Source organism: Brucella sp. NBRC 113783, assembly GCF_040372265.1.
GTDB lineage: Bacteria > Pseudomonadota > Alphaproteobacteria > Rhizobiales > Rhizobiaceae > Brucella > Brucella teleogrylli.
In genome coordinates, this window is sequence record NZ_BAABRX010000004.1 from 126,382 (window position 1) to 149,169 (window position 22,788).

Consider the following 22,788-nt stretch of genomic DNA (forward strand, 5'->3'; position numbering starts at 1 on the left):
GATAGGCTTTCAGTGCTAATGAATGAAATGAATATAATGCACTTGTTAAATGCATTATATTCATTCTACTCTGTTTCTCATATTGACGAGAAATAGAGCTTGAGTCGGTTTTGAGATAGGCAGGACGCGCTATGGATCTCAATCTTATCAGGGTGCTCGACGCTTTGGCGGAGGAGGGGAACGTTACAAAGGCAGGCGCACGGCTTGGGCTTAGCCAGTCTGCGGTAAGCCATGCGCTCAACAAGATGAGATTGCTTTTCGATGATCAGCTCTTCCTGCGAGGCCCGGACGGTATGCATCCGACTCCGAGAGCGATGGAGCTGTCGCGAGCCTTCGGCTCTGCACTTCGTCAGATAGACGCGGCGGTGGGCCAGCCAGCATTTGATCCCGCCACAGCAGATTTCGAGATCGTGATTGCGACGTCCGACTATGTGACGAGCACTATCATACCGTCACTGTTGCAGGCTGTCGCAAAAAGCGCTCCAGGTGTCCGGCTTTGGATCCGGCCGATGAACGATGTGAACATCGTCGAAGAATTGGACCGCGGTGCGGTCCACCTGGCGGCCGGGGCATTTGGAACGGTGCCAGCCCGTTTCGTGAAGACGGATCTCTTCAGCGATCCCAATGTCTGGATGTTTCGGGCGGACCACCCTGCGGCCGACGACGCAATGTCCCTCGAGACGCTCGGCAAGTATCCGCATATAGACATCCTCATTTCGCGTCGCGATTCCGCCGTGGCAAGTGCCGTCATCGACCAGAGTGGGCTTGAGCGAGCGTATGTCACGAGCAACCCTCAGTACCTTGACGGCCTTCTGAGGGACAAAGGCCTTGAGAGGCGTGTGGGTGCCACCCTCTCTCACATACTGGCGGTGCCGCCCCTGCTTGCGACGACCGACATGGTTGCTTATGTCCCTTTGCGTTTTGCGCGTTTTGCTGAAAAAACTTTCAGGTTGACTTGGCGAGAGGCTCCATACGTTGCCCCACCTATGACAATCTCTACCCTTACCCACCGTGCCTTGGGTCGCCACCCCTCGATCACCTGGTTTGAGAAGCTCCTTCAAGTGGGTGCACATCACGAAAGTGGCGTTCTCCCGTATCTTCCTTGATCGATTGTCGAGTTGCAATGCCGGAAGGGAAGTCGCATATTTCCAGCCGCCCACCGCGACACGAGAGGCTCGGCTTTGTGATGATGGCGACCTTAGGCGCATTCTAATAAATTTTTATGCTTGCGCCACAAACAGTCCGTCATGGGGGGTGGACGGCAATCGCTGGGTTGCCCCAGTTGTCGTTGATAGATTAGAGAAAAACTCCTGCGTCAAACCTGCAACCATCATTGCTTGCTTTGTGCGCAAGTAATGATGAAAGCTGGCCCCCGCAACCAAACTCCCATGAAAATACCAAAAGCTTCGATCCATGCACCATCCCGGTCGTGCGGTAGGGCTTGTGCACGCTTCATGGAGCAACCCGTTCGACCTGCAATCGATTCACGGGATCTATTTTTTGAGGTCTCACCTCTTCAGGATGCGGATTGACGAGCAGTCGATCAACTGTATATCGCCGTCGTAAGCATCTAATATCGCGTTGAGAATGCGTGCCCGGTGCCCTGAATGGCGCCATCTGTTGAAGCGATTTACAGTCGTACAGACCGGAGCGGGCTGGAATATCTGCCCATGGCGCACCTGTTCTCAGCCGCCAGAATATACGGTTCAAAACACGTCGAGCGTCAACGTGGGCCTTACCATGCACTTTGGTCGGATGAAGCGGTTCAATTGCGGACCATTCGAAATCAGTTAAATCAAAACGAGCCATCATTGCCTTCAAATGAATGGAGACAGTGAATCACAAACCACTCAAACCGAAAACTATTTCATGGGTATATGACCCGGCGCTTGGTTCCAAAGCAGCCAATTTGCGACTTCTGGTCTGAAACGATCTAAAAGCAAGGCGCCTCTTATGAGCAACATGGGTTACCGATAGAGCTGTTTCGTTTATTGTTCGATTTCGGTGATAGCCAGTTCACGAGAATGAAATAGACGGCATTTTCCTGCCCCGATAGAAAGCGGAAGGCGATTGACGCACCGAACGCCGGGTTCTTAAAAATTGCAGGAATAACATGCCGATCTATGAGCTGGCTGCGGCGGGGGCAGCAACGTGCTGGGCACTGACGGGTCTCATTTCCGCCTGGCCAGCCGGTCATTTGGGCGCGCTTGCCTTCAATCGCGTGCGCCAGGTGTTCGTGACGAGCCTGCTCGCCATCTACGTGATTGCCACCGGAAAATGGCAGCAATTGACCGGCGATGTCGTTCTGCCGTTGCTGCTTTCAGGTTTCATCGGCATTTTTCTGGGCGATACCCTGCTTTTCATCACGCTCAACAGGCTTGGGCCCCGCCGCTCCGGCATTTTGTTCGCCATGAATGCGCCAATGACCGCATTGCTGGGCTGGCTGGTGCTGGGTGAAACGCTTTCCCTGACCGCCGTGCTCGGTATTGTCATCACGGTTTTCGGTGTTTCGCTGGCGATCTTCTTTGGCAAGCGCGCCAATCAGCAGCATCCATGGGAAACGATCAAAGGGTCGCTGTGGGCCGGTGTCGGCCTCGGGCTTTTGTCGGCGCTTGGTCAGGCCATCGGCTCGATCATCGCACGTCCGGTGATGGAAACGGGCATCGACCCGTTTGTCGGCTCCATGTTGCGCGTCGGTATTGCCGCCACCTGTCTGTCGGTTTTGATGCAGCTGCCCTTCGCAGCCGTCAAGCCCCGCAATCCGCTCAACTGGCGGGTTGGAGCGATGACGGCCCTGACCGGCTTCCTGTCGCTTGGCGTCGGCATGACCTTGCTGCTTTTTGCCTTGTCGGGCGGGAAAGCGGGCATTGTCTCGACCATTTCGGCTACAACACCCGTCATCATATTGCCGCTGCTTTGGCTTCGAACAGGCGAGCGCCCGGCAGCGGGCGCATGGCTCGGGGCCGCCTTTGCCGTGGTCGGCATGGCGCTGATCTTTATGCGTTAGGACGCTGCGCGTCCTTGCTGCGCGCCATCCAGCGCTCGCGGAAAGCCCTGCGCCGTGAACGCCAACGCGGGCGCGGAAGCGTCTGCGCGGATGTCTTGCTGCGCATTGCCGGGGGCGGCGACAGCAGGCGGATGAAGAACAGGATGCAGACACCGATGGTGAACAGCCAGAACATTTCGTCGGTAAGATCGTTGATCATAGTCTCATTCCAGCGGTTCGCCTGGCGTTCAAAAACTTGAGTATGCGGCGTCCATCAATGATTAGGAAATTAAAATAGAACACCGTTCCGACGGAATCGGATCGGTGCATTTCAGTAGAGATAGCTTCTGGCGAAACTAAGTCCAAGTCACGATAGTGTGCTTGTTTGCCAAGCTGATTATTGTGTCACGACCTTGGGTTTCAGGCGCAGGATCAGCGGCACAAGCACCAGCGCGACAGCGGGGAAAACCAGCCAGTTGATGGTTTCCCAACCGGAAGCGTGCAGCAGCGATCCCGCGAAGAACGACGCGCAGGCAACCGTTCCGAACATGATGAAATCGTTGGCGCCTTGTGCCTTGCCGCGTTCGGCGGGCGTGTGGCAGTCGGTGACCATCGCGGTGGCACCGATGAAGCCGAAATTCCAGCCGATGCCAAGCAAGATCAGTGCAAACCAGAAATGGCCGACATCGAAGCCGCCGAGCGCGACGGCTGCGGCCCCGGCGATCAGGATAAGCCCGAGCGCGGTGATCTTCTCCTTGCCATAGCGGGCGATCAGTTTGCCGGTGAAGAAGCTCGGTCCAAACATAGCCAGCACGTGCCACTGAATGCCAAGCGCCGCGTGGTCCACCGAATGGCCATGGCCGACCATGGCGATAGGTGCTGCCGTCATCACGAAGGTCATCAGGGCATAGGAGCAGACGCCAGCCGCCACCGACAGGATGAAGCGTGGCATTTTCAGAATCTCAATCAGGGGTCTGCCGGTATCGTTGTTGGCATTGGCTGCTTTGACGGCCTTGGGCGCGCGCAGCATGAACAGCACCGGCAATGCCAGGAGGCCAAGCACCGCCTGGCTCAGAAAACTGCCCGCGAACATGGCGTCGGGGATGGTATCGCGCGTCCAGATCACCAATTGCGGGCCGACGATTGCGGCGATAAGACCGCCGACCATCACATAGGAAATTGCTTTGGCCTTCATGTCGCCGCTGGCGGCGTCTGCGGCGGCAAAGCGATAGCTTTGCACATAGGCGGCGTAGAGACCCGCCGTCAGCGTGCCAAGGCAGAAGATCAGGAACGATGCCGAGAAAATGCCTGCGGCTGCGATCAACCCCGCCGCCACGCCGACAAGTGCGCCGAGCATATAGGCATTGCGCCGTCCGAGTTGGCGCATGAAAAATGCGGCAGGCAATGTGCCAAGCGCGAGCCCCAGATTGAACAGGCTGACGGGCAGGGTGACAAGGGCTGGATCAGACGACAATTTCTGCCCGACAAGACCGCCAAGCGAGATGACGATGGGCGGGCTCGACGCGCCGAGCGCCTGTGCCATCGTCAGGATAAGAATATTGCGGCGAACGGACGAATTTTCGGTCATATTTTCCCTCATGCAGCGACGCAGGAAATTAACGTCATAGTTGCCCGCCGAATAGAGGAAAAATATTCCATACTGACGAAGTTGGTTTTTCCTCTCGTCGGCACGGAAGTCTTCAAAGCTTCATTGGACAGTCAAGCACGTGTCACGAAGCTTGCTTACCCATGCGCATTGCTCAATCGGAACGGGGACATTCCATGCATCGCTCTTTAGGCACTTCGACCCTTCTCGCTAGCCTGCTGGCTTTCACCATCGCACCGGCCTCGGCTGATGAAAAAGCCTTTCCGGCAACGCTCAAGGCTCACGCGATCCTGCCAGCCAACACGGTTATCGCGGCACCGGATGATGCGGCAGACCATTTGAAGACCTCCGGCAAATTCACCACCGCCGACCGCAAACGCGCCGAGGGCATCGGCACGATCGAGGGCAAGGATGGCGTGCGCAAAACCGGCCTTTCGCTTCCTTTCGACGGCCAGCCGGTGCAGGGCTTTTCCGGCATCAAGACCATGGAAGACGGCAGCTTCTGGACGCTGTCGGACAATGGTTTTGGGTCGAAGCTCAACTCGCCCGATGCCATGCTGATGCTGCACAATGTGAAATTCGACTGGGACAATGGCAAGGTCGAGCGGGTAAAAACCCTGTTCCTCTCCGATCCGAACAAGAAGGCGCCGTTTCCGATTGTCATGGAAGGCGCGGAAAAGCGCTATCTGACCGGGGCCGATTTCGACGTGGAATCGATCCAGCCGGTGGCGGATGGTTTCTGGGTGGGCGAGGAATTTGGTCCCTTCCTTTTGAAATTCGATACTGAAGGCAAACTGACCGACGTATTCGCGACGCAGGTGGGTGAAACGCCGGTCGTTTCGCCGGACAATCCGAAGCTCGCTTTGCCTGCCAATCCGAGCCTCAAACTTCCGACCTACAATCTGAAGCGTTCGGGTGGCTTCGAAGGCCTTGCCATGTCGAAGGATGGTTCGAAGCTTTATGGTCTTCTCGAAGGCCCGCTTTTCGTCGATGGCGCGCCGGAAAAGACCGAAAGCGGCAAGACCGGCCTGCGTATCATCGAGTTCAGCGTGGCCGACAAGAAATGGACGGGTCGTTCGTGGCTCTATCCTCTGGCCGATGGCGGCGAAGCAATTGGCGATTTCAACATGCTGGACGCCAGCACGGGTCTGGTGATCGAACGTGACAACGGCGTTGGTGTTGCGGAAAAGGCCTGTGCTGATCCGAAGAACCCGCAAGCCGATTGCTTCGACGCGCCGTCCAAGGTGAAGCGCATTTACAAGATTTCCTTCGACGACAGCAATGTCGGCAAGGAAGTGCGCAAGATCGGCTATATCGACCTGCTGGCCATTGCCGACCCGGACAACAAGCGCCGTCAGGGCGGTCATGACGCCATTTACGACATGCCCTTCCTGACCATCGAAAATGTCGATCGCGTAGACGATACCCATATCATCGTCGGCAACGACAACAATCTGCCGTTCTCGGCTGGCCGTTCGCTCGACAAGGTGGACGACAATGAATTCGTGCTGCTGGAAGTCGGCGATTTCCTGAAAGCCGAATAAGCCGCTTGTGCCATGATTGAAGAAAAGCCGCGGGATCGTCTCGCGGCTTTTCTGTCTGTGCACGACAGAACTGCCGACATGGAAGTTTTCTTCGCTCTATCTATTTGTTTTTGCGCATTATCCTACGCAAAACCGCTTCGCACTTTTGCTGGAAATGCTCTATGGTGCCCTAAAGTTCTATGGAGGAAGCCGTTGAAGATTTTTATTTTCGGCAGTGTGAATGTGGATGTCAGCGCCCGCATGGCGGCGCTGCCTCGTCCGGGGCAGACGGTGAATGCATCGGGCTATGGCATCGGTCTCGGCGGCAAGGGCGCCAATCAGGCTGTGGCTGTCGCCAAGCTTGGCGGCGATGTGCGTTTTGTCGGCGCGGTGGGCAATGATGCCTTCGGTGATCTGGCCGTCAAGCAGATGCAGGAATTCGGGCTCAATACGGATGGCGTGCGTGTGACCGATGGTGTCGATACGGGCATGGCGATCATTCAGGTTGACGAGGCCGGGCAGAACACGATTGCGGTTTGTGCGGGTGCCAATGCGCATTGGTCGGCAGCCGATATCGACGCTTATGCTGCCGATATTGCCAAGGCGAAGATCACCCTTTTGCAGCGCGAAGTGCCGCATGAGGTTAATCTGGCTGTTGCACGGGCGGTAAGGGCTTCCGGCGGTCAGGTGCTGTTCGATCCGGCGCCGGTTGGCGATGCCAGCCGCATGGCGGACCTGATCGCACTTTGCGATATCATCTCACCAAACGAGACGGAAGCCGCCGAAATCACTGGCATTGAGCCAACCGATCTGGCCTCGGCAGAAGCGGCGGGCCGCAACCTTCTGGAACGCGGCCCCAGGACCGTTATTCTCAAGCTCGGCAGCCGTGGGGCGCTGCTGGTCACGGCGGATGAGGTCCGGCATTTCGAGCCGTTCAAGGTCAAGGTCGTGGATACGGTCGCTGCCGGGGACAGTTTCAATGGTGGCTTTGCGGTCGCCTATGCGGACGGAAAATCGCTGCATGATTGCGTGCGTTTCGCGTCCGCCTCGGGTGCGATTGCGGTCACGCGGGCAGGTGCTGGTGCGGCAGCACCGACCGCGCGCGAAGTGGAAGCGCTGATCGCCAGCGCCTGAGTTTCAGTCGTCATACAGAAAGCCGCGCTGGCTGGACCAGCGCGGCTTTTTTCGTTTTGACGAGGATCAGAGCGTCGCCAGACGTTCCGTCAGCAGCGTGAAGAAACCGTCCGCGTCGACATCCTTGATGAAGAGCGCGTTCTTCGGGCGGTCGGTCACTTCCCACCAGTCGACGACGGTTTCGCCGATGGTCAGCTCCGAATTGATCTCGATTTCCACATTGCAATGGCGACCGGAATAAAGCTCAGGCTTCAACAGATAGGCGATCACGTTCGGATCATGCAGCGGGCCGCCGTCGGTGCCGTATTTGGCTTCGTCATAGCGCTCGAAGAATTCGAGCCATGCTGCGACCACCTCGCCGACTTTTGTGCCGATGCCGCGAATGGCGGCGATACGCTTTTCGGTGGTCAGCACTTTGTGCGTCACATCGAGCGGCAGCATGGTGATCTGGATGCCGGATTTGAACACGACTGCAGCGGCATGCGGATCGACATAGATGTTAAATTCCGCCGAAGGGGTGATGTTGCCGCCTTCGAAATAGCCGCCGCCCATCAGCACGATTTCCTTGACGCGTTCGGCGATCTTCGGTTCGCGGATCAGCGCGGAGGCGATGTTGGTCAGCGGTCCAAGCGGGCAAAGCGTGACAGTGCCCGGTTCCTCTTTCATCAGCGTTTCGATGATGAAATCGACGCCGTGCTGCGCCTGAAGTGGCATGGTCGGCTTGGGCAGATCATAGCCGTCGAGACCGGTCTTGCCATGGACGTTTTCAGCCGTCACAAGCGGGCGTACCAGCGGGCGGATGGAACCTGCAAACACCTTGGTGTCCGGCTTCTTCGCCACTTCGCAGATGGTGCGCGCATTGATTTCCGTGCGTGCCAGCGGGCCGTTGCCCGCAACAGCGGTAATGCCGAGAATGTCCAGCTCCGGGCTTGCGAGCGCCAGCAGAATGGCAACGGCGTCGTCCTGACCGGGATCGGTATCGATAATGATTTTACGGGCCATGTTAGGGTTCCTAATAGGGGAATTAAAGAGCGTTGCGCGCTGCATCGACCGTCTGGTCGACAAGTGCTTCGAAAGAGATTTTCGCCGGGCGGCGCATATAGGTGACGATGTCGTCGGCCAAAAGCGGCTTCGACCAACGTTCCGCGATGATACCGGAGCCGTGCTGGATGGCGATCATGCTCAGGATCTGCGCGGCGTTGCAGTCGACGTCATGACCAATGCCGCACACGATTTCGAGCGTGCGGTCGAAATCGCCTTCGCCGAACCACAAGGCGATAACCTGAGCCGCCGCATTCGGATAGACGTGGATCCAGTTATATTCGGCATATTCCGCATCGCATTTCGCCCATGCATCCTGCCAGTTGCGTGCGGAATGGCAGGCATCAAGCGCGAAGGCCAGAACAGCGCCATATTCCGTTTCGGTTGAAAACAGCCCAATCGTTGAGACAAGCAGTTCGCGCGTGTCTCTCTCCGCAAAAGCGCGGGCGGCCATGACGGCGTTGAACACCTCGCCCAGAATGCCGTTACCGGCATGGGAGATTTCGGCGTCCATCCATGCAAGCCGTGCCGCTTCGCGGGCGCGACCGGGCACAACCATGCCGCAAATGGTGCCACGCATCTGCGCGCCGATCCATTCATCGAATGGATTGTCTGATGTGCCGGTTTCCGGCGGCGTCAGGCCACGGCGCATATTGGAAAGCGCGATGGCTTCCGCCGACCAGCCAAGCGGGATCAGCGCAGTCCAGCGCTCGGCAATGTCGCGGCTGGTGACAGCGGAACCCTTGTCGCCAAAGGCTTCCAGAAAGGCGATTTCGAAGGTGATATCGTCATTATAGGTGTTGGGCTCACGCACATAATCGCGGATCGGGCCGAAAACCTCCATGATGTTTTCAGCCGTATAGCCTTCCAGTGCGGTTCCAGCTGCTGCGCCCACCAGTTGCGCCATCCATGCGGCTGCGGTGCGGTCGCGGAAATCGTCTGAATGCACAGCGTAGAGCACATCATCCGGCCATTGGACGGCGGCGTCGAACTCCTCCCACGACCCATATCGCACTGTCTTCTGCGAAATGTGGTTCGGGTCGGGCGTTGCTGCCCGCATCAGCACGCGCAGGCGCATGTCGATCCGGTAGAGCGTTTCGAAATCGCCGCGCTCAAGCGCTGCCAGCCCATCGCTGAGAAGCTCTGCATAGGGTTCCAGCACATAGCCCTTGTTTTCGAGCGATTGCAGCGCGCCTGCCATCAGGCATTCGGGTGCTGCCGATCCGGGCACATTGCTTTTCCAGAACATGGCCATGAGATCGTCCTGCGCCTTCATGACGGCGCTCGCATCCCATGTCTGTTCTTCCGCCGTCCGCACCACGGGTTTGGTGTCGCGCAGCAGATCGCGGGTCAGTTCCCAAGCCTTCATGTTCTTCTCATTTTCATGCATGTCAGGAGTTCTTCAATTGCCGTGCGCGCCGCTGCTTGCGGGCGGCATGGATCGTCAGCACGACCACCGGAACGAGATAGGGGATCATCTGCATCAGTTCGAACGGCAGTCCGAGACTTTGCAGCGTGATGGCAAGCGATTCCGCAGCCGCCAGTACAAGGCTCGCGACAAGCGTGCCCCATGCCGTTCCCTGTCCCATCACTTCGGCTGCAATCGCGATAAAGCCGCGACCGGCAGTCATGTTCTGGGCAAACCAGGTCACATAGCCCAGTGAAAGATAGGCGCCCGCCGCACCGCCGAAGAGGCCGGACAGGACAAGCGCCTGCATCTGCACGCGCCGGACCTGAATGCCTGCGGCGCGCGCCGATTTGGGATCGACGCCGGTGGCGCGCAGATGCAGGCCGAAACGGGTGCGCATCATCAGCAGGCTGACCGCGGGGACGGCCAGAAGGGCGGCGAAGGTCAGCACATGAATATTGCCGATGAAAGGCACCGGCAGGCTTGGCAATGCGCCGCTTTTCAGCGCGCCCGACATGCCCTTGTCGCCGGTCGCCAGATAAAGGCCGAGCGTGGTTGCCGCCGCCGCCGCAATGTTGAGCGCAATGCCGGTCATGATGAGGTCGGTGCCGAGACGGTTGACCGAAACCGACATGATCCAGCCGAGAAGCGCGCCTGCAATCAGCGCGGCCAAAAGGCCGATGGCCGGGCTTCCCGTTGCGGCACTGGCCAGAACGGCGATGAGCGCCGCCGCAAGCATCATGCCTTCCATGCCGATGTTCAGAACACCGGCGCGGTCGGAAATCATCACGCCAAGCGCTGCCAGCAGAAGCGGCGTCGCCACACGCAGGATCGTGCCGATGAAGGACGGATCGAGAATTTGTGCGAGAACGGTGCTCATGGCTGCACTCCGGCTTGTTCGCCTTCACGATTGCGCAGGCTTCGGATCAGCCGCAGCACGGTCGGATGGTTATGGATGACGCTGGCCGTGGCACCCACCATGATGGCCGCTGTTACCAGTCCCACCACCTCGGTCGGAATATTCATGTTGCGGGCGAGAAGATCGCCGCCCACCTGAACGAAACCGAGGAACAGGGCAGCCGGGATGAGCATGAACGGGTTTTCCCGCGCCAGAATGGCGACGACAAGGCCGGTCCAGCCATAGCCGGGCAGGTCCAGCCAGGAAAAGCGCGCATGGAGGCCCAGCACTTCGAGCGCCCCTGCCATGCCCGCCACCAGACCGCCGACAATCTGCGCCCGCATGATGATACGTTTCAGCGGTAGGCCGAGATGATTGGCGAAGCCGGGGCTGGAGCCCGCAATGCGGATATTAAGGCCGGAGCGCGTCCAGTAAAGCCAGATGCCGCCCGCGATACAGGCCAGAATGGCGATGATCGAGCCGCTGTTGAGGCGCGTGCCCGCCAGCAGCCGGTCGAGCTTGGCCTCGGGCGGAATTCTGTAGGACATCATACCGCCCGCAGCCGGATCGCGGATGACATAATTGAGCACATAGAGGCCGAGGAACAGGAAGGCATAGTTCAACACCAGCGAGGTCACCATTTCCGATGCGCCGTAGCGCAGGCGCAAAGCCGCCGGAATGGTGCAGGCAAAGCTGCCCGCAACCGCGCCGCACAGAATGGCGACAGGCAGCGAGAACCAGCCGAGCGACGGGATCAGCACGGCACCGGTCACCGCGCCGAGCGCGCCCAGAAAGAAGCCGCTTTCGGCACCGAGATTGAACAGGCCGGAGCGAAACATGATCGTGATGGCAAGGCCGGTCAGCATGATCGGCGTTGCCGCTTCCACCATATTGCCCATATGGCGAATGCTGCCGAAGGGCCCGAGGAAAAACGTCTTCAGAATCGCCGCCGGGTCATCCTGCATCAGCGCCAGCGGCACCAGCAGCACGGCCATAATGACGGCAATGACCAGCACGGTCAGGAAGAACGGAACGAGGGAAGCCAGAATTTTGCGCATCAGGCAGCCACCTTGGTTCCGAGCATATAGGGGCCGAGCGTCGCGGGCGTGATGTCGGGCCCGTTTTCAAGATGGGCAACGATGCGCCCGTTGAAAAGCACAACGACACGGTCGCTGAGACGCAGCAATTCATCGAGATCGGCGCTGACCAGCAGCACCGCGCAGCCGCCCTGCGCCACTTCATCGATGCGGCGATGCAGGAAGGCTGCCGCCGAAACGTCGATGCCGCGCGTCGGCTGATCGGCGATGAGAAATTTCGGATTGGTTGCCAGCTCGCGCGCTGCAATCAGCTTTTGCGCATTGCCGCCGGAAAGGGAATCGAGCCGCTCCGTAATCGCGCCCGCGCGCACCGAATAGCGCTTGATCATATCCTGTACGCGCGTCTTGATCGCATTCCAGCGCAGGAAGGGTCCGCGATCCGTATCGGAGTTGCGGTCGGTTCCGGCGATGGCATTTTCCGCCAGCGACAGGCCGGGCGCGCCGCCTTGCGAAAAACGGTCGGCAGGAAGATAGGCAAGGCCCTTTTTGCGCCAGCTGGCCGTGTCGGCGCGAAGCATGTTTGCGTCGTTGAGACTGATCGTGCCGCTGGATGCTTCCGCCAGACCGGACAGGACGGAGACGAGGCCGCGCTGGCCGCTGCCATCCACACCCGCAACGCCGACGATTTCGCCTGCACCAATGGTGAGGTTGATATCGTTGATGCGGTCGGCAGGATCGGGCGCCTTGGTCGTCACGCCATTCATGGCGAGAACGGTTCTGGTCGGGCCGGTCTTGTGGGCGCGTTTTGGAATGTCGACGGCATGGCCCATCACCATCTGCATGATGGCATCGTCGGGCACATCGGCAAGCTTTTCCGTGCCGGTTACAGCACCGGCGCGCAGCACGGTGACGCTTTCCGCCAGTTCGCGCACTTCGTTCAGCTTGTGCGAAATGAAAAGAATGGTGATGCCGTCGTCGCGCAGGCTTTTCAGCCGTCGCATCAGTTCCTCGATCTCCGGCGGAGAGAGAACGGCAGTCGGTTCGTCGAGGATCAGCAGGCGTGTGCGGCGCGCCAGCGCCTTCAGGATTTCGACCTTCTGCTGGGCTGCGACGGATAGTGTGCCCGTGATCGCATCCGGGTCGGCATGCAGGTCATATTGCTGCATCAGTTCATCGACCATTTTGCGCGCGGCAACGCGGTCGATCAGTCCGGCCTTTACCGGTTCATGGCCGAGAATGATGTTTTCCGTAACGGTCAATGTCGGCACCAGTGAGAAATGCTGATGCACCATGCCGATGCCCTTCGCGGCGGCATCTTCCGGCGACCATGATGCGATATGCTGGCCATCCACGACGATTTCTCCCGCCGTGGCATTTTCAATGCCGAACAGGATTTTCATGAGCGTGGATTTGCCAGCGCCGTTCTCGCCGCAAATGGCGTGGATCGATCCGGCGCGGATCGAAAACGACACGTCGCGCAGCGCAACCGTGCCGTTCGGATAGACCTTGCTCACATCGCGGAAGGCGACGATAGCATCGCCGCCTTCATGTGTTTCAGCTTGATTTGCCACGATCAGGGACGAACCTTGTTGCGCATGGCATTGAGGTCTTCAGTGCTGAGCCCAAAGCCGGTCGGAACCGTGATCTTTCCTTCGGAAATCTCGTCGGAGGCCTTCTTGATGGCATCCTTGGTTTCCTGGCTGGCCATGGTCGCCATGTTGCCATCCATCACGATGCCAACTGCGCCTTCCTTCAGGCCAAGCGCTTCCGCCTTGCCGAAAGGCAGGTCGCCTGCCTTGAAGCGATCATAGGCCTGCAAGAGGCTGACATCGACGTTTTTCAGCACGGAGCTGACAACCTGCTTGGCAATGGCCGGGTCGCTGTCCTTGAAGATCGCTTCCTGATCGGAATCGACGCCGAGTACATATTTGCCGGTTTCCTTGGCAGCCGAAAGCTGGCCGAGGCCGGTCTGCGACGCGACCACAAAGCCAAGCGCCACATCGGAGCGATATTGCGCGAGGCCGAGTTCCTTGCCCTTGGCGGCATCCATGAATGAACCGGCATAGGAAATGGCGATCTTCACATCCGGCGTGACCGACTGTGCGCCTGCAATATAGCCAGCGAGGAAATCGTTGATGACCGGAATATCCATGCCGCCGAGGAAGCCGAGATTCTTGCCCGTATCGCCAAGCTTGCCGTCTTTCAGCAGCGAAGCCGCCAGCATGCCGCCGAGATAGGAACCCTCGTTCTGCTTGTACTGGATGGAATAGACGTTGTCATAGCCGCCTTCCTCATAAGGCACGCTCGCATCGTAAAGAACGTATTTCTTGTCCGGATACTGCTTGGCGACCGAACCGACGGTTTCCGACATTTGATAGGTGCCGCCGATGATCAGGTCCCAGTCCTGTTCGGACGCGTCGAGGAAGACCGGCTCCCACTTGGTCGGATCGTCGCCGATTTCGAGAATCTTGGTCTCTACCTCGTCGCCATATTTGTCCTTGATCATCTTCATGCCCTTGGCGGCGGAATCAAAGAATGATTTGTCGCCGAGGGCGCCGTTGATGATCAGGAGGATCTTGTCCTTGGCTTCCGCTGCGGTAGCGAAAGTGCCGATCGCCGTGGTGGCGGCAAGAGCTAAGGCAAGATGAATTATTCCCCGTCTGGTGGATTTGAGCACAACGCAACTCCATTTTCTTGTTTGAATGAGATGGTTTTTCCTTGCTCCGGCAAAAATGCCACCCCGCAGAACCCCCATGCATGATGCGATCAAACGATGATGGGTGGCGGGAGTCAATCTCCTTCGATTCCCGTCACTGTGGACAATAGTTTTCGGCAAACGAAAAGCATGGCTTCTGCAATGCAATCCGCTCCTGTAAGTTGCCCGGCATCTTGTTGTTGATGGGGTGGTCGTGAAGAAAATCGTTGGACTGGCAATTCTTGCACTGCTCGCGGCGGTGCCCGCTTATGCTGAAGACGACTGGAAGGCCGTCGAAGAGGTCAAGCCTTACGCCATTACCGGGCAGACCGGCATTGATCTCTATCGATCCATTGGCCAGCGTGGGCCGAAGATCGGGATTGGACGGGTGATCGCCCATACGAGCTATGTGCTGACCTGGGACCGCAAATTCGATAACAGCAACAATGGCTGCACGATTCTGTCGGCAAAACCGAAGCTGAAGATCACCTATACGCTGCCGAAGCCGTCACAAAAGCTGCCGTCGCCGGTGCGCGAAAACTGGGACGTCTTCATCGAAGGCATCCGCAAGCACGAGCTGGTGCATGGCGACAGCGCCAAGGACATGACGCGGGAAATCATGCGCCGTACGGTTGGACTTTCCGTGCCCAACGATCCGAAATGCCAGAAAATGCGCAAGGTGCTGATCAAGGAAATCACCGATCTGGTTGCCGTGCAACGCGCGCAAGGCCGCGATTTCGACCGGGTCGAAATGGGCAATGGCGGCAATGTGCAGCAGCTTGTGCTCGCGCTGGTCAACGGCGGCTGATCAGAGTTCCATCACGTCACGCCGGTCGTCGGCAATCAGCTTCCGGATCTGCTGTACGATCTGGTCGCCATGCGCCTTGCCAAGCCGGTCTGCTGTTTCGACATCCTGCTCTTCAATGGCGCGGATCATGTCTTCATGCTCCGTCACATATTGTTCCGGCAGCTGGTCCGAGAAGGACGAATAATAAAGGCGCAGCAAACGACGGCCTTCGTCAAGAAGGCGTGCGAAAAAACTCGTATAGAACGGGTTGCGCCCGGCCTCGGCAATCGCCGCATGAAAATCGCGATTGGTCGAAATCATGTCCAGCGCGTTTTGTGCGCGCACGGCCCTGGCAAAATCTTCCTGATGGGCGCGGATGATCTTGAGGTCCGCTTTGGTGCGGTGGCGTGCGGCAAGCCGCGTCGTGACGCGGTACATCAGGGTGATCGCGTCGAAAAAGGCAGGCAGGCTCAGAAAGTCGATATTCGAAACCACTGTCGAGCGGTTGGGGAGCGTCGTCACCAGCCCGTCGCTGGCAAGCCTCACAAGCGCCTCGCGGATCGGCGTGCGCGACATGGCAAAGCGCTCCGCAAGCTGGTTTTCATCAATGGGGCTACCGGGCGCGAGCGAAAGATCGATGATCTCGTCGCGCAGCACATCATAGACCATCTTGACGCCCGAGCCCTTCTTGCGGTCGGCAGATTGGCCCTCAGACCGGTTTGCCGATTGGCTGGATGGTGCTTTGCTCATGGCGTGTCCTTTATTGAAAGGGGCGGGCGGGAAGAGCCGGGAGGCATGCTTTCACGCCGTTATCCGCGATAACCTTTGTGATGGTGATTAGATCGTAGTTGCAATTGAAATTTTAGTCGACAAGAAAAATACATTGTGTATATTTGATTTCATACAAGGCTTGCTGAAGCCGGTTGTAGACTCTGGTTGATTGAAAAACGCGTTGAAGAGATTCAAGGACAGGACCATGACTTCTGATATTTTTTCCGGCTGCATTCCCGCACTCATGACGCCATGCAAGCCAGACCGTACGCCGGACTTCGATGCGCTGGTGCGTAAGGGCAAGGAACTGATCGCCGCTGGCATGTCTGCCGTCGTCTATTGCGGTTCGATGGGCGACTGGCCGCTTCTCACCGACGAACAGCGCATGGCGGGCGTTGAAGCGCTGGCCAAGGCTGGCGTGCCTGTCGTCGTCGGCACCGGCGCGGTCAACACGGCTTCCGCTGTCGCTCACGCTGCTCATGCCCAGAAAGTTGGCGCAAAGGGCCTGATGGTCATCCCGCGCGTTCTGTCGCGTGGTTCGTCGATTTCCGCCCAGAAGGCGCACTTCAAGGCCATTTTGGCGGCTGCGCCCGATCTTCCGGCGGTTATCTACAACAGCCCATATTATGGCTTTGCCACCCGCGCCGATCTTTTCTTCGCGCTGCGCGCTGAGCATCCGAACCTGATCGGCTTCAAGGAATTCGGCGGGGCGGAAGCCATGCGTTATGCGGCAGAAAACATCACCAGCGCCGATGACGATGTGACCCTGATGGTCGGTGTCGATACGGGCGTGTTCCACGGCTTCGTCAATTGCGGCGCAAAGGGTGCCATCACCGGCATCGGCAATGTGTTGCCGAAGGAAGTGCAGCATCTGGTATCGCTTTCCAAGGCTGCTGCCGCGGGCGATGTTGAGGCCCGCGTTGCCGCGCTTGAATTGGAAGCCGCACTTGGCGTGCTGTCCTCCTTCGATGAAGGCCCGGACCTCGTCCTGTTCTACAAGCACATGATGGTCGTGACCGGAAACCCGGAATATGAACTGCATTTCAACGAGACTGACAAGCTGTCCGATGCCCAGCGCGGTTATTGCGAAGCACAGCTGAAGCTGTTCCAGACCTGGTATGCAGAGTGGAACAAGCAGGGCGGCGCGGTCGCGAAATACGCAGCCTGAACGTTATAAAATTCGCAAATAAAAAACCCCGCCAATTGGCGGGGTTTTTGTTAGGTTGCGGTCCGAACTACGCGACGGCGTCGAGGCCCTTCTGGCGCAGCATTTCGAGCTGTTCCATTTCCGCCTGCGTCAGCGAAATGCCCTTGGAGAGCGATTCACGGCGGGCCGCGAAACGGCGTTGCGAAGGCAGGCGCGCACCCTGACCGGCAATGGCTTCCAGCAGGATTTCGCCGTGCTGGATCGGATTGAGACGCCCACCGGCCATGCGTGTCGGGTCGAAAGCGAGGATCAGTTCGCCGTGGCGCGGGGCAATCGTCGTGGTGCCAAGATACGCAAGCGCTTCCGGGCTGCTGAAATCGCCGATCATGGAACCGGCCAGAAGCTCGATCATGGTCGAAATGGCCGAACCCTTGTGCTGGCCGAAGGGCAGCATGGCGCCTGCGAGGGCTGCTTCCGGATCGGTGGTCGGATTGCCTTCGGCGTCAACCGCCCAGCCTTCCGGCAATTGCTTGCCGGCGCGGCGGTAAAGTTCCAGTTCGCCGCGTGCCGCGACACTGGTTGCAAAATCGAACACATAGGGGTTTTCGCCAGTGCGCGGCCAACCAAACGCAAATGGATTGGTGCCAAGAAGCGGCTTGCTGCCGCCCGCAGGCGCAACGGTCGCATAGCTCGGGCACATGGCCATGGCTGCGAGGCCTTCGTCGGCCAGCGCTTCCACTTCCGGCCAGAGGGCTGCGAAATGGGTGCAATCATTGATGACGAGGGCAGCCAGACCGAGCTTGCGCGCCCGTTCGATCAGCGCCGGTTTGCCGGTTTCGAATGCGAGATTGGCAAAGCCGCCATGGGCTTCGACGCGCACCACGGCGCTGTCATCCACGGTCAGCACGGGCACGGCATCGGTCGCCACCTTGCCGCTCTTCACGGTGCGCAGGCAGCCTTCGATGCGGTAAATGCCATGCGATTTGCAGCCGTCGCGTTCTGCGGCGACAATGGTGCGCGCGATTGCGGCTGCATGGTCATCGCTGAATGTGGCGTTGCGGAGTGTGTCCTTCACGAGTTCGAACAGTTCATCGACCGTAATCAGGATGGCGTCGCTCATCGTGATGTCCTTTCATGCAGCAAAACCGGGAAAATCGTTCTGCTGTGCATAAGGGCTGCATACACAGAAGTCATCCGAAATTGTGGTTTTGCCTCTCATGAAAGAGAACGACATTATGCAGGCAAGGCATCATCGTCCCCTGACGGATGATGCCGAGCCCGATCATTTCAGATCATTTGCGACCCAGTTCAAGATAAGTAATGCCGAACACGACAAGTGGCATGGCGGCAATCATTCCAAACGCGATCCAATGGAGCCACTGCATAGTGTGGTCCTCCGTTGTTGTGGTGTTGGAGAAAGTGGGCGGTGTTGGCCTCCGCCTCACATCAACCAGAGTGTGACTGCCGCAGCGATCACGAATGCGGCGGCAAAACTGCTTTCCAGTCGGTAGTACCAGAGCATGACAGCCTCCGTTATGGTTAACGAATGCTTAATAAACGCGGCTCTGGCGATTTGGTTCAATCGGCCCTGTAACATAATTGAGAGCGGCTTCGTGATGCGAAGCCGCTCTGCCGTGCCTTTACCAGTTGACGCGCAGGCCGACATTGCCCTTCAGCGTGTAGCTGTCGCCGAAATTATTCAGGCTTGTGTTGACCAGTCCTTCGCCGAACACGGAATAGCGCTGATTGTCGAAATCATAGCTGCCGCCGACGCCGAGACCGCCCCACAGACGATCCTGACGGCTTGCCAGGCTGACGCCTGCGAGATCGGCACGGGTGCCGTCGCGGAATTCGTAATAAAGGTTGGCGATGCCGTAGAGGCTGGCGCGGTCGGTTGTGCCCTTGGCGTTCTGCCAGGAAGATGCGTAATCGAGATTGAGGCCGAGACGGCCTTGCAGGCTCTCGCCACGATCAAACCGGACGGCGCTGCCGAAACCGTCGATGAAGTTGTCGGCGTCCACCGACGAATAGACGAGCTGGCCTTGTGGCGTGATTGACCAATGGTCGTCGATGGCGAGTTTCTGTCCGCTTTCCAGCGACAGCGCATAGCCGAATGCATGGCTTCCGGTGGCGAGCGCCGATGCACCTTCTGCCGATGTGGTCAGGTCGCTGTCATACCATGTCGCCTGCGCCAGCCCGTCTGCATAAAAGCCGTTCTCCCCATACCAGGTCAGGGTTCCACCGAGGCCATAACCATCCGTGGAAATATCGCCGGACACGAAGTCGCTGGACGATGTTCTGGTTTTGCCATGCATATATTGGCCGAAGATGCCGCCAACGAGGCGACCCTGCTCATTTTCCAGAAACGCGCCGTCAATACCCGCCTGCATCTTCAAGATGTTCTGACGGATTTGGGTTCCGGTGGTGCTGTAGTCGGCTTCAAGACGATTATGCGCGCCTTCAATGCGGCCCCAGACGCCATTGCCCATGGAGGTTGCGGTTTCCTTGTCGGAAGACGTGGTTTGCCCCACCCATACGCGGTTGCCCGTGCGCTGGCGCAGCGAAGAGACGCCGTTCATCCCAAGCAGATGCTGCGAATAGGCCTCATAGACCGGCGCACCGGCTTGCAGCTTGCCTTCCGGTTGTGGTTCCGGCTTCTCTGGAACTGGGTTTTCGGTGTTGGGGTTTTCCGGATTTGGGTCTGGATCTGGCGTGGGGATCACTGGCGTCTTCTTGGAAATCAGATACCAGTCATTGGTGTTCTGACCTTCAGCATTGCCTTTATAAAGGCCGTACTCATACGCGCCGATCACCACAGCGGGGCTGCCGCCTGCACGATATTGCGCGTCCAGTATGAAATCACCGTCAGAACTGCCGTTGACCTTGATGACTTCGATGCCCAGCGTCGTGCTGTCGCCCGTTCCACCGCGATTATTGACATGGAGGAAGCTGGTGCCCGACGTATTGCCATCGATCACGATCTTGTTCGTGTTCGACGTGTCGTCGCCAAGAACGGCATTGATCGTCAGCATGCCGTTCTTGCCGACATAATCGCCGGTAATATGAAGATTGTTGCTGGTCGATGTGCCGAAATTGACATTACCCGCATTGGCGAGCGTCACCAGTGTCTGATCCATGTCGTTGAGATCGAGCGTCGCGCCGGACGAAACTGTAAAAGCCGATGACGTGCTGAAGGCGTTGGTCGCACCCGCTTTCAGGGTTCCGGCTTCGATATTGGTGTCGCCGCTATAGGTGTTGTTGCCCGACAGGGTGGTCGTGCCTGTTCCGCTCTGGAATACGGTGCCGTTTCCAGAAATGTTGGCGCTGAAATCAAACGCATTGTCGCGGTTGAACGCCAGTTCGCCCTCATTGGAGATTTGCTGGCTGGCCAGACTGCCCGTCGCGCCGCCCGCACCGAGCTGAAGGCGCGCACCAGCTGCAATCGATGTTGCGCCGCTATAGCTGGTCGCGCCAGCCAGAGTGAGAATACCGCTGCTGATCGTGACGCCGCCCGTGCCGCTGATATCGCCCGCATATGTTGTGCTTGCGTTTGTGATCTCTAGCGTCTTGGTTCCAAGCCGAACCTCGCCCGTGCCAGTCAAGGTCTGGATCGATGTAGAAGCGGCGTTGATGGCCGTAACGTCAAACAATCCATCTACGTTGATGAGGCTGGATGTTTTCAGGCTTCCCGCGGCACGGAGCTCAATCGTGCCCGATTGAATATCCGTTATGCCGGTATAGCTGTGGGTTCCTGCGCCCGTCCATAGCAGACCGTCGCCCGTTTTGACTATGCCGCCCGTTCCGGATACGGTCCCGCTGATGACGACCGTATTATTTGCATGGGTCGCGTTGATAGTGAGTGTCTTGTCGGTCAAGCCAATAGCGCCGAAATATGCAAGTGTGACAGTGCTGCCATTCGGATTGTCGACAACGAACGCTACATCATTGGCAAGTTGAAATCTTCTGGGGCCTTGACCACCCGACCCGCTGGCGGAGGAATGGAAGCCAATCCCGTCGACGCCGTAAATAACTAACGTACCGCCAGAGTTCGAGCCTCCAATACCGTTGCCATTTAGAGTGGAGCCGTCAAGAACGTCGATCCTGCCGACTGAGTAGGTTTGTCCAGGGCTGATTGATATGCTTTGGGTGCCCGGGTTGATGATCACAGTGTCAGCCGCTGTTGGCACAGCATTGTTGCTCCAGTTGCCTGCTGTGCTCCAAAGGCCGCCAGCTGATGGGCCTATGTATTCGACGTCCGCTGCATTTGCGGTAAGAGGAAATGCAAGCAGCGCCGTGCTCGCAGAAAGGACGGCTGCCAGTTTGTGCAATGGGTAGGTCCGCATCAAATTATCCTGCATAGTTCAAGGGACAACCAACGTCGGTTGTCTTGGCCCGCCGACTTTCGTGGGGGCACGGTCGGCTGTGTCTGTTCAGATTGTTTGGGAGCTTGCGTCGTGCTGGGGCTTCAACGCTGATCCTGCGACGCAGGGTGCTATGGGGTGAAGTGCCTTGCGCAAGACTGCATGTTTAAGTGTGTCATGGCCGCGCAATCGTAAGTTGCGCTGAGGCGGATAAAGGCATAGCGGTTCTTTCGGTAGGTATAGAATCGCTTATTAGGATAAATTATATAAATTATATTTGAAACAGTAAAAGAAGTTTCCGAGAGTGTTTTCTTTAATTAAGTCGTCATCAAATTATATATTTCTAATATAATCGGATAGTAAATATTAACAACATTTTAACATCCTGATCCATTCACGCTGGGCTTTCGACGTGACCAAATTGCCGGGTCATTTGCTCACGTAAAGCGGAACCGAAAGCGTAAGAAACGCTGCGGTGCCCTCGACCCGGTTTTCGGTGTGAAACTCGCGCAGCAATTTCACCCGCGCCTGAACCGGTGTTTTATCGAATTCGAAATTGTAGCTCGCGGTTACACCGAGTGCCGCCACGCGCCCGCGATAGCCACCGAGCACGGCTCCGCTGCCGCTGTCGTCGCTGATCTGCTGGTAATAATAGCCGATGGCACCGAGCGAGAACTGTTTCGAGAAATATTGCGAAACCGCGCCTTCCACATGGAATTCGGTTCCGGTGCGGTAATCGGTTTCGTGGTTTTTTCCGTTGAAGGTGAAACCGATCACGCCGGATATGTCGAGGCCGCGCGCCGGGTCGAACCAGGTTCCCGCAGCGGAAAGATCGCCACCCCAACGGTGGAAGGCAATATTGGCGAGCGAGTCCTTCTGGTAGTCCCCAATGGGAACATTGACCATACCATTGAGGCTCCAATGGAAGTCGCCGCTGTTCCAGCCGATTGTGGTGGTGACAACCGGATCACCGATCCTGGTAACGCTGTTGTCGATATCGCCCGAATAGGGTCCATAGACCAGATCAGCATCGACACTCTGATGGCCGAAGGGTGTGGTCAAGCCAAAGGCCAGCCGCCCTCCCAGAAGTTCATAGGGCGTGGACCATATGAAGGTTGGGAGGTCGACAACGGCCTTGGCATCGACACCGAAACCAACCACGCCGCCCAGCGGCAGCGGCGCGGACGCACCGGCACTTGCGCGATAGAAATAGGTGTCGTTCTGCAGATAGAGCCCGGGCGCGGGTAGGATCGCAGCCATCGGCCCCTTGGACCCCAGCAGGTAGAAGCCGAGACCGTTTTCTGCGGCCTGTGCGCCAAAGCAGAGGAGCGTCGCCGGAACGGACCAGAGGATAGGCTTTAGGGTTTGGACTAGTGGTTTCATGAGCCTGCTCT

The 22,788-nt window shown here is 58.0% G+C and carries 18 protein-coding genes and 1 pseudogene; 6 read left to right on the forward strand and 13 right to left on the reverse strand.

Annotation, left to right across the window (positions count from 1 at the left end):
* Positions 1-131 precede the first annotated feature (131 nt).
* The gene (locus tag ABWW11_RS14900) at positions 132-1,106 is read left to right on the forward strand and encodes a LysR family transcriptional regulator (RefSeq protein ID WP_151615523.1); all 975 of its coding nucleotides are present in this window, start codon (positions 132-134) and stop codon (positions 1,104-1,106) included.
* 414 nt (positions 1,107-1,520) lie between these two features.
* On the opposite strand, the pseudogene ABWW11_RS14905 reads toward ABWW11_RS14900, so the two are convergent.
* Positions 1,521-1,809, reverse strand: a pseudogene (locus tag ABWW11_RS14905) (transposase); the annotation flags it as partial.
* A gap of 304 nt (positions 1,810-2,113) precedes the next feature.
* Here ABWW11_RS14905 and ABWW11_RS14910 point away from each other — a divergent pair.
* On the forward strand, positions 2,114-3,007 hold the full coding sequence (locus ABWW11_RS14910; RefSeq protein WP_121538888.1) for a DMT family transporter: 894 nt from the start codon (positions 2,114-2,116) through the stop codon (positions 3,005-3,007).
* On the opposite strand, the gene ABWW11_RS14915 is transcribed toward ABWW11_RS14910, so the two are convergent.
* Both ABWW11_RS14915 and ABWW11_RS14920 read right to left on the reverse strand, forming a co-directional pair.
* Entirely contained in the window at positions 2,997-3,206 is a 210-nt protein-coding gene (locus ABWW11_RS14915) for a hypothetical protein (RefSeq protein WP_109367858.1), read from the reverse strand. The genes ABWW11_RS14910 and ABWW11_RS14915 overlap by 11 nt on opposite strands.
* Positions 3,207-3,383: 177 nt before the next feature.
* Positions 3,384-4,574 (reverse strand): MFS transporter, encoded by a 1,191-nt coding sequence (locus ABWW11_RS14920; RefSeq protein ID WP_109367857.1) that lies wholly within the window; start codon positions 4,572-4,574, stop codon positions 3,384-3,386.
* Positions 4,575-4,768: 194 nt separating this feature from the next.
* Between ABWW11_RS14920 and ABWW11_RS14925 the strand changes: the two genes are divergently transcribed.
* Both ABWW11_RS14925 and rbsK read left to right on the forward strand, forming a co-directional pair.
* Complete coding sequence (locus tag ABWW11_RS14925) at positions 4,769-6,136, forward strand: esterase-like activity of phytase family protein (protein WP_283736243.1); 1,368 nt, start codon at positions 4,769-4,771, stop codon at positions 6,134-6,136.
* 240 nt (positions 6,137-6,376) lie between these two features.
* Positions 6,377-7,249 (forward strand): ribokinase, encoded by an 873-nt coding sequence (rbsK, locus tag ABWW11_RS14930; protein WP_235942933.1) that lies wholly within the window; start codon positions 6,377-6,379, stop codon positions 7,247-7,249.
* 66 nt (positions 7,250-7,315) lie between these two features.
* On the opposite strand, the gene ABWW11_RS14935 is transcribed toward rbsK, so the two are convergent.
* The 6 genes from ABWW11_RS14935 to ABWW11_RS14960 are packed head-to-tail and all read right to left on the reverse strand — an operon-like array spanning position 7,316 to position 14,310.
* Positions 7,316-8,251: a nucleoside hydrolase gene (locus tag ABWW11_RS14935; RefSeq protein WP_109367855.1), complete on the reverse strand. Its 936-nt coding sequence runs from the start codon at positions 8,249-8,251 to the stop codon at positions 7,316-7,318.
* 22 nt (positions 8,252-8,273) lie between these two features.
* Positions 8,274-9,659 (reverse strand): ADP-ribosylglycohydrolase family protein, encoded by a 1,386-nt coding sequence (locus ABWW11_RS14940; protein ID WP_235859001.1) that lies wholly within the window; start codon positions 9,657-9,659, stop codon positions 8,274-8,276.
* 22 nt (positions 9,660-9,681) lie between these two features.
* Positions 9,682-10,578, reverse strand: coding sequence for an ABC transporter permease (locus ABWW11_RS14945; protein ID WP_109367853.1), 897 nt, complete (start codon positions 10,576-10,578; stop codon positions 9,682-9,684).
* On the reverse strand, positions 10,575-11,654 hold the full coding sequence (locus ABWW11_RS14950) for an ABC transporter permease (RefSeq protein ID WP_109367852.1): 1,080 nt from the start codon (positions 11,652-11,654) through the stop codon (positions 10,575-10,577). Before ABWW11_RS14950 ends, ABWW11_RS14945 begins: the two co-directional genes overlap by 4 nt.
* Positions 11,654-13,204 carry an ABC transporter ATP-binding protein gene (locus ABWW11_RS14955; RefSeq protein WP_124915910.1) on the reverse strand — a complete coding sequence of 517 codons (1,551 nt, stop codon included), beginning with the start codon at positions 13,202-13,204 and terminating at the stop codon, positions 11,654-11,656. The genes ABWW11_RS14950 and ABWW11_RS14955 overlap by 1 nt, the downstream gene beginning before the upstream one ends.
* A 2-nt stretch (positions 13,205-13,206) precedes the next feature.
* Positions 13,207-14,310: a BMP family ABC transporter substrate-binding protein gene (locus tag ABWW11_RS14960; protein WP_109367850.1), complete on the reverse strand. Its 1,104-nt coding sequence runs from the start codon at positions 14,308-14,310 to the stop codon at positions 13,207-13,209.
* Between the two features lie 250 nt (positions 14,311-14,560).
* Between ABWW11_RS14960 and ABWW11_RS14965 the strand changes: the two genes are divergently transcribed.
* Entirely contained in the window at positions 14,561-15,136 is a 576-nt protein-coding gene (locus tag ABWW11_RS14965; RefSeq protein ID WP_371831107.1) for a DUF922 domain-containing Zn-dependent protease, read from the forward strand.
* Here the strand turns inward: ABWW11_RS14965 and ABWW11_RS14970 are convergent, their stop codons facing one another.
* Positions 15,137-15,865 carry a GntR family transcriptional regulator gene (locus tag ABWW11_RS14970; RefSeq protein WP_109367849.1) on the reverse strand — a complete coding sequence of 243 codons (729 nt, stop codon included), beginning with the start codon at positions 15,863-15,865 and terminating at the stop codon, positions 15,137-15,139.
* Between the two features lie 226 nt (positions 15,866-16,091).
* On the opposite strand from ABWW11_RS14970, the gene ABWW11_RS14975 reads away from it, so the two are divergent.
* Positions 16,092-17,054, forward strand: a complete 963-nt coding sequence (locus ABWW11_RS14975; protein WP_109367848.1) for a dihydrodipicolinate synthase family protein — start codon at positions 16,092-16,094, stop codon at positions 17,052-17,054.
* Positions 17,055-17,121: 67 nt separating this feature from the next.
* Here ABWW11_RS14975 and ABWW11_RS14980 read toward each other — a convergent pair whose 3' ends face one another.
* The 3 genes from ABWW11_RS14980 to ABWW11_RS14990 form a co-directional block, all read right to left on the reverse strand.
* Positions 17,122-18,153: an Ldh family oxidoreductase gene (locus tag ABWW11_RS14980; protein ID WP_109367847.1), complete on the reverse strand. Its 1,032-nt coding sequence runs from the start codon at positions 18,151-18,153 to the stop codon at positions 17,122-17,124.
* A gap of 520 nt (positions 18,154-18,673) precedes the next feature.
* Positions 18,674-21,376, reverse strand: coding sequence for an autotransporter family protein (locus ABWW11_RS14985; protein ID WP_319080944.1), 2,703 nt, complete (start codon positions 21,374-21,376; stop codon positions 18,674-18,676).
* 447 nt (positions 21,377-21,823) lie between these two features.
* Positions 21,824-22,777 (reverse strand): SphA family protein, encoded by a 954-nt coding sequence (locus tag ABWW11_RS14990; protein ID WP_109367844.1) that lies wholly within the window; start codon positions 22,775-22,777, stop codon positions 21,824-21,826.
* Positions 22,778-22,788 lie beyond the last annotated feature (11 nt).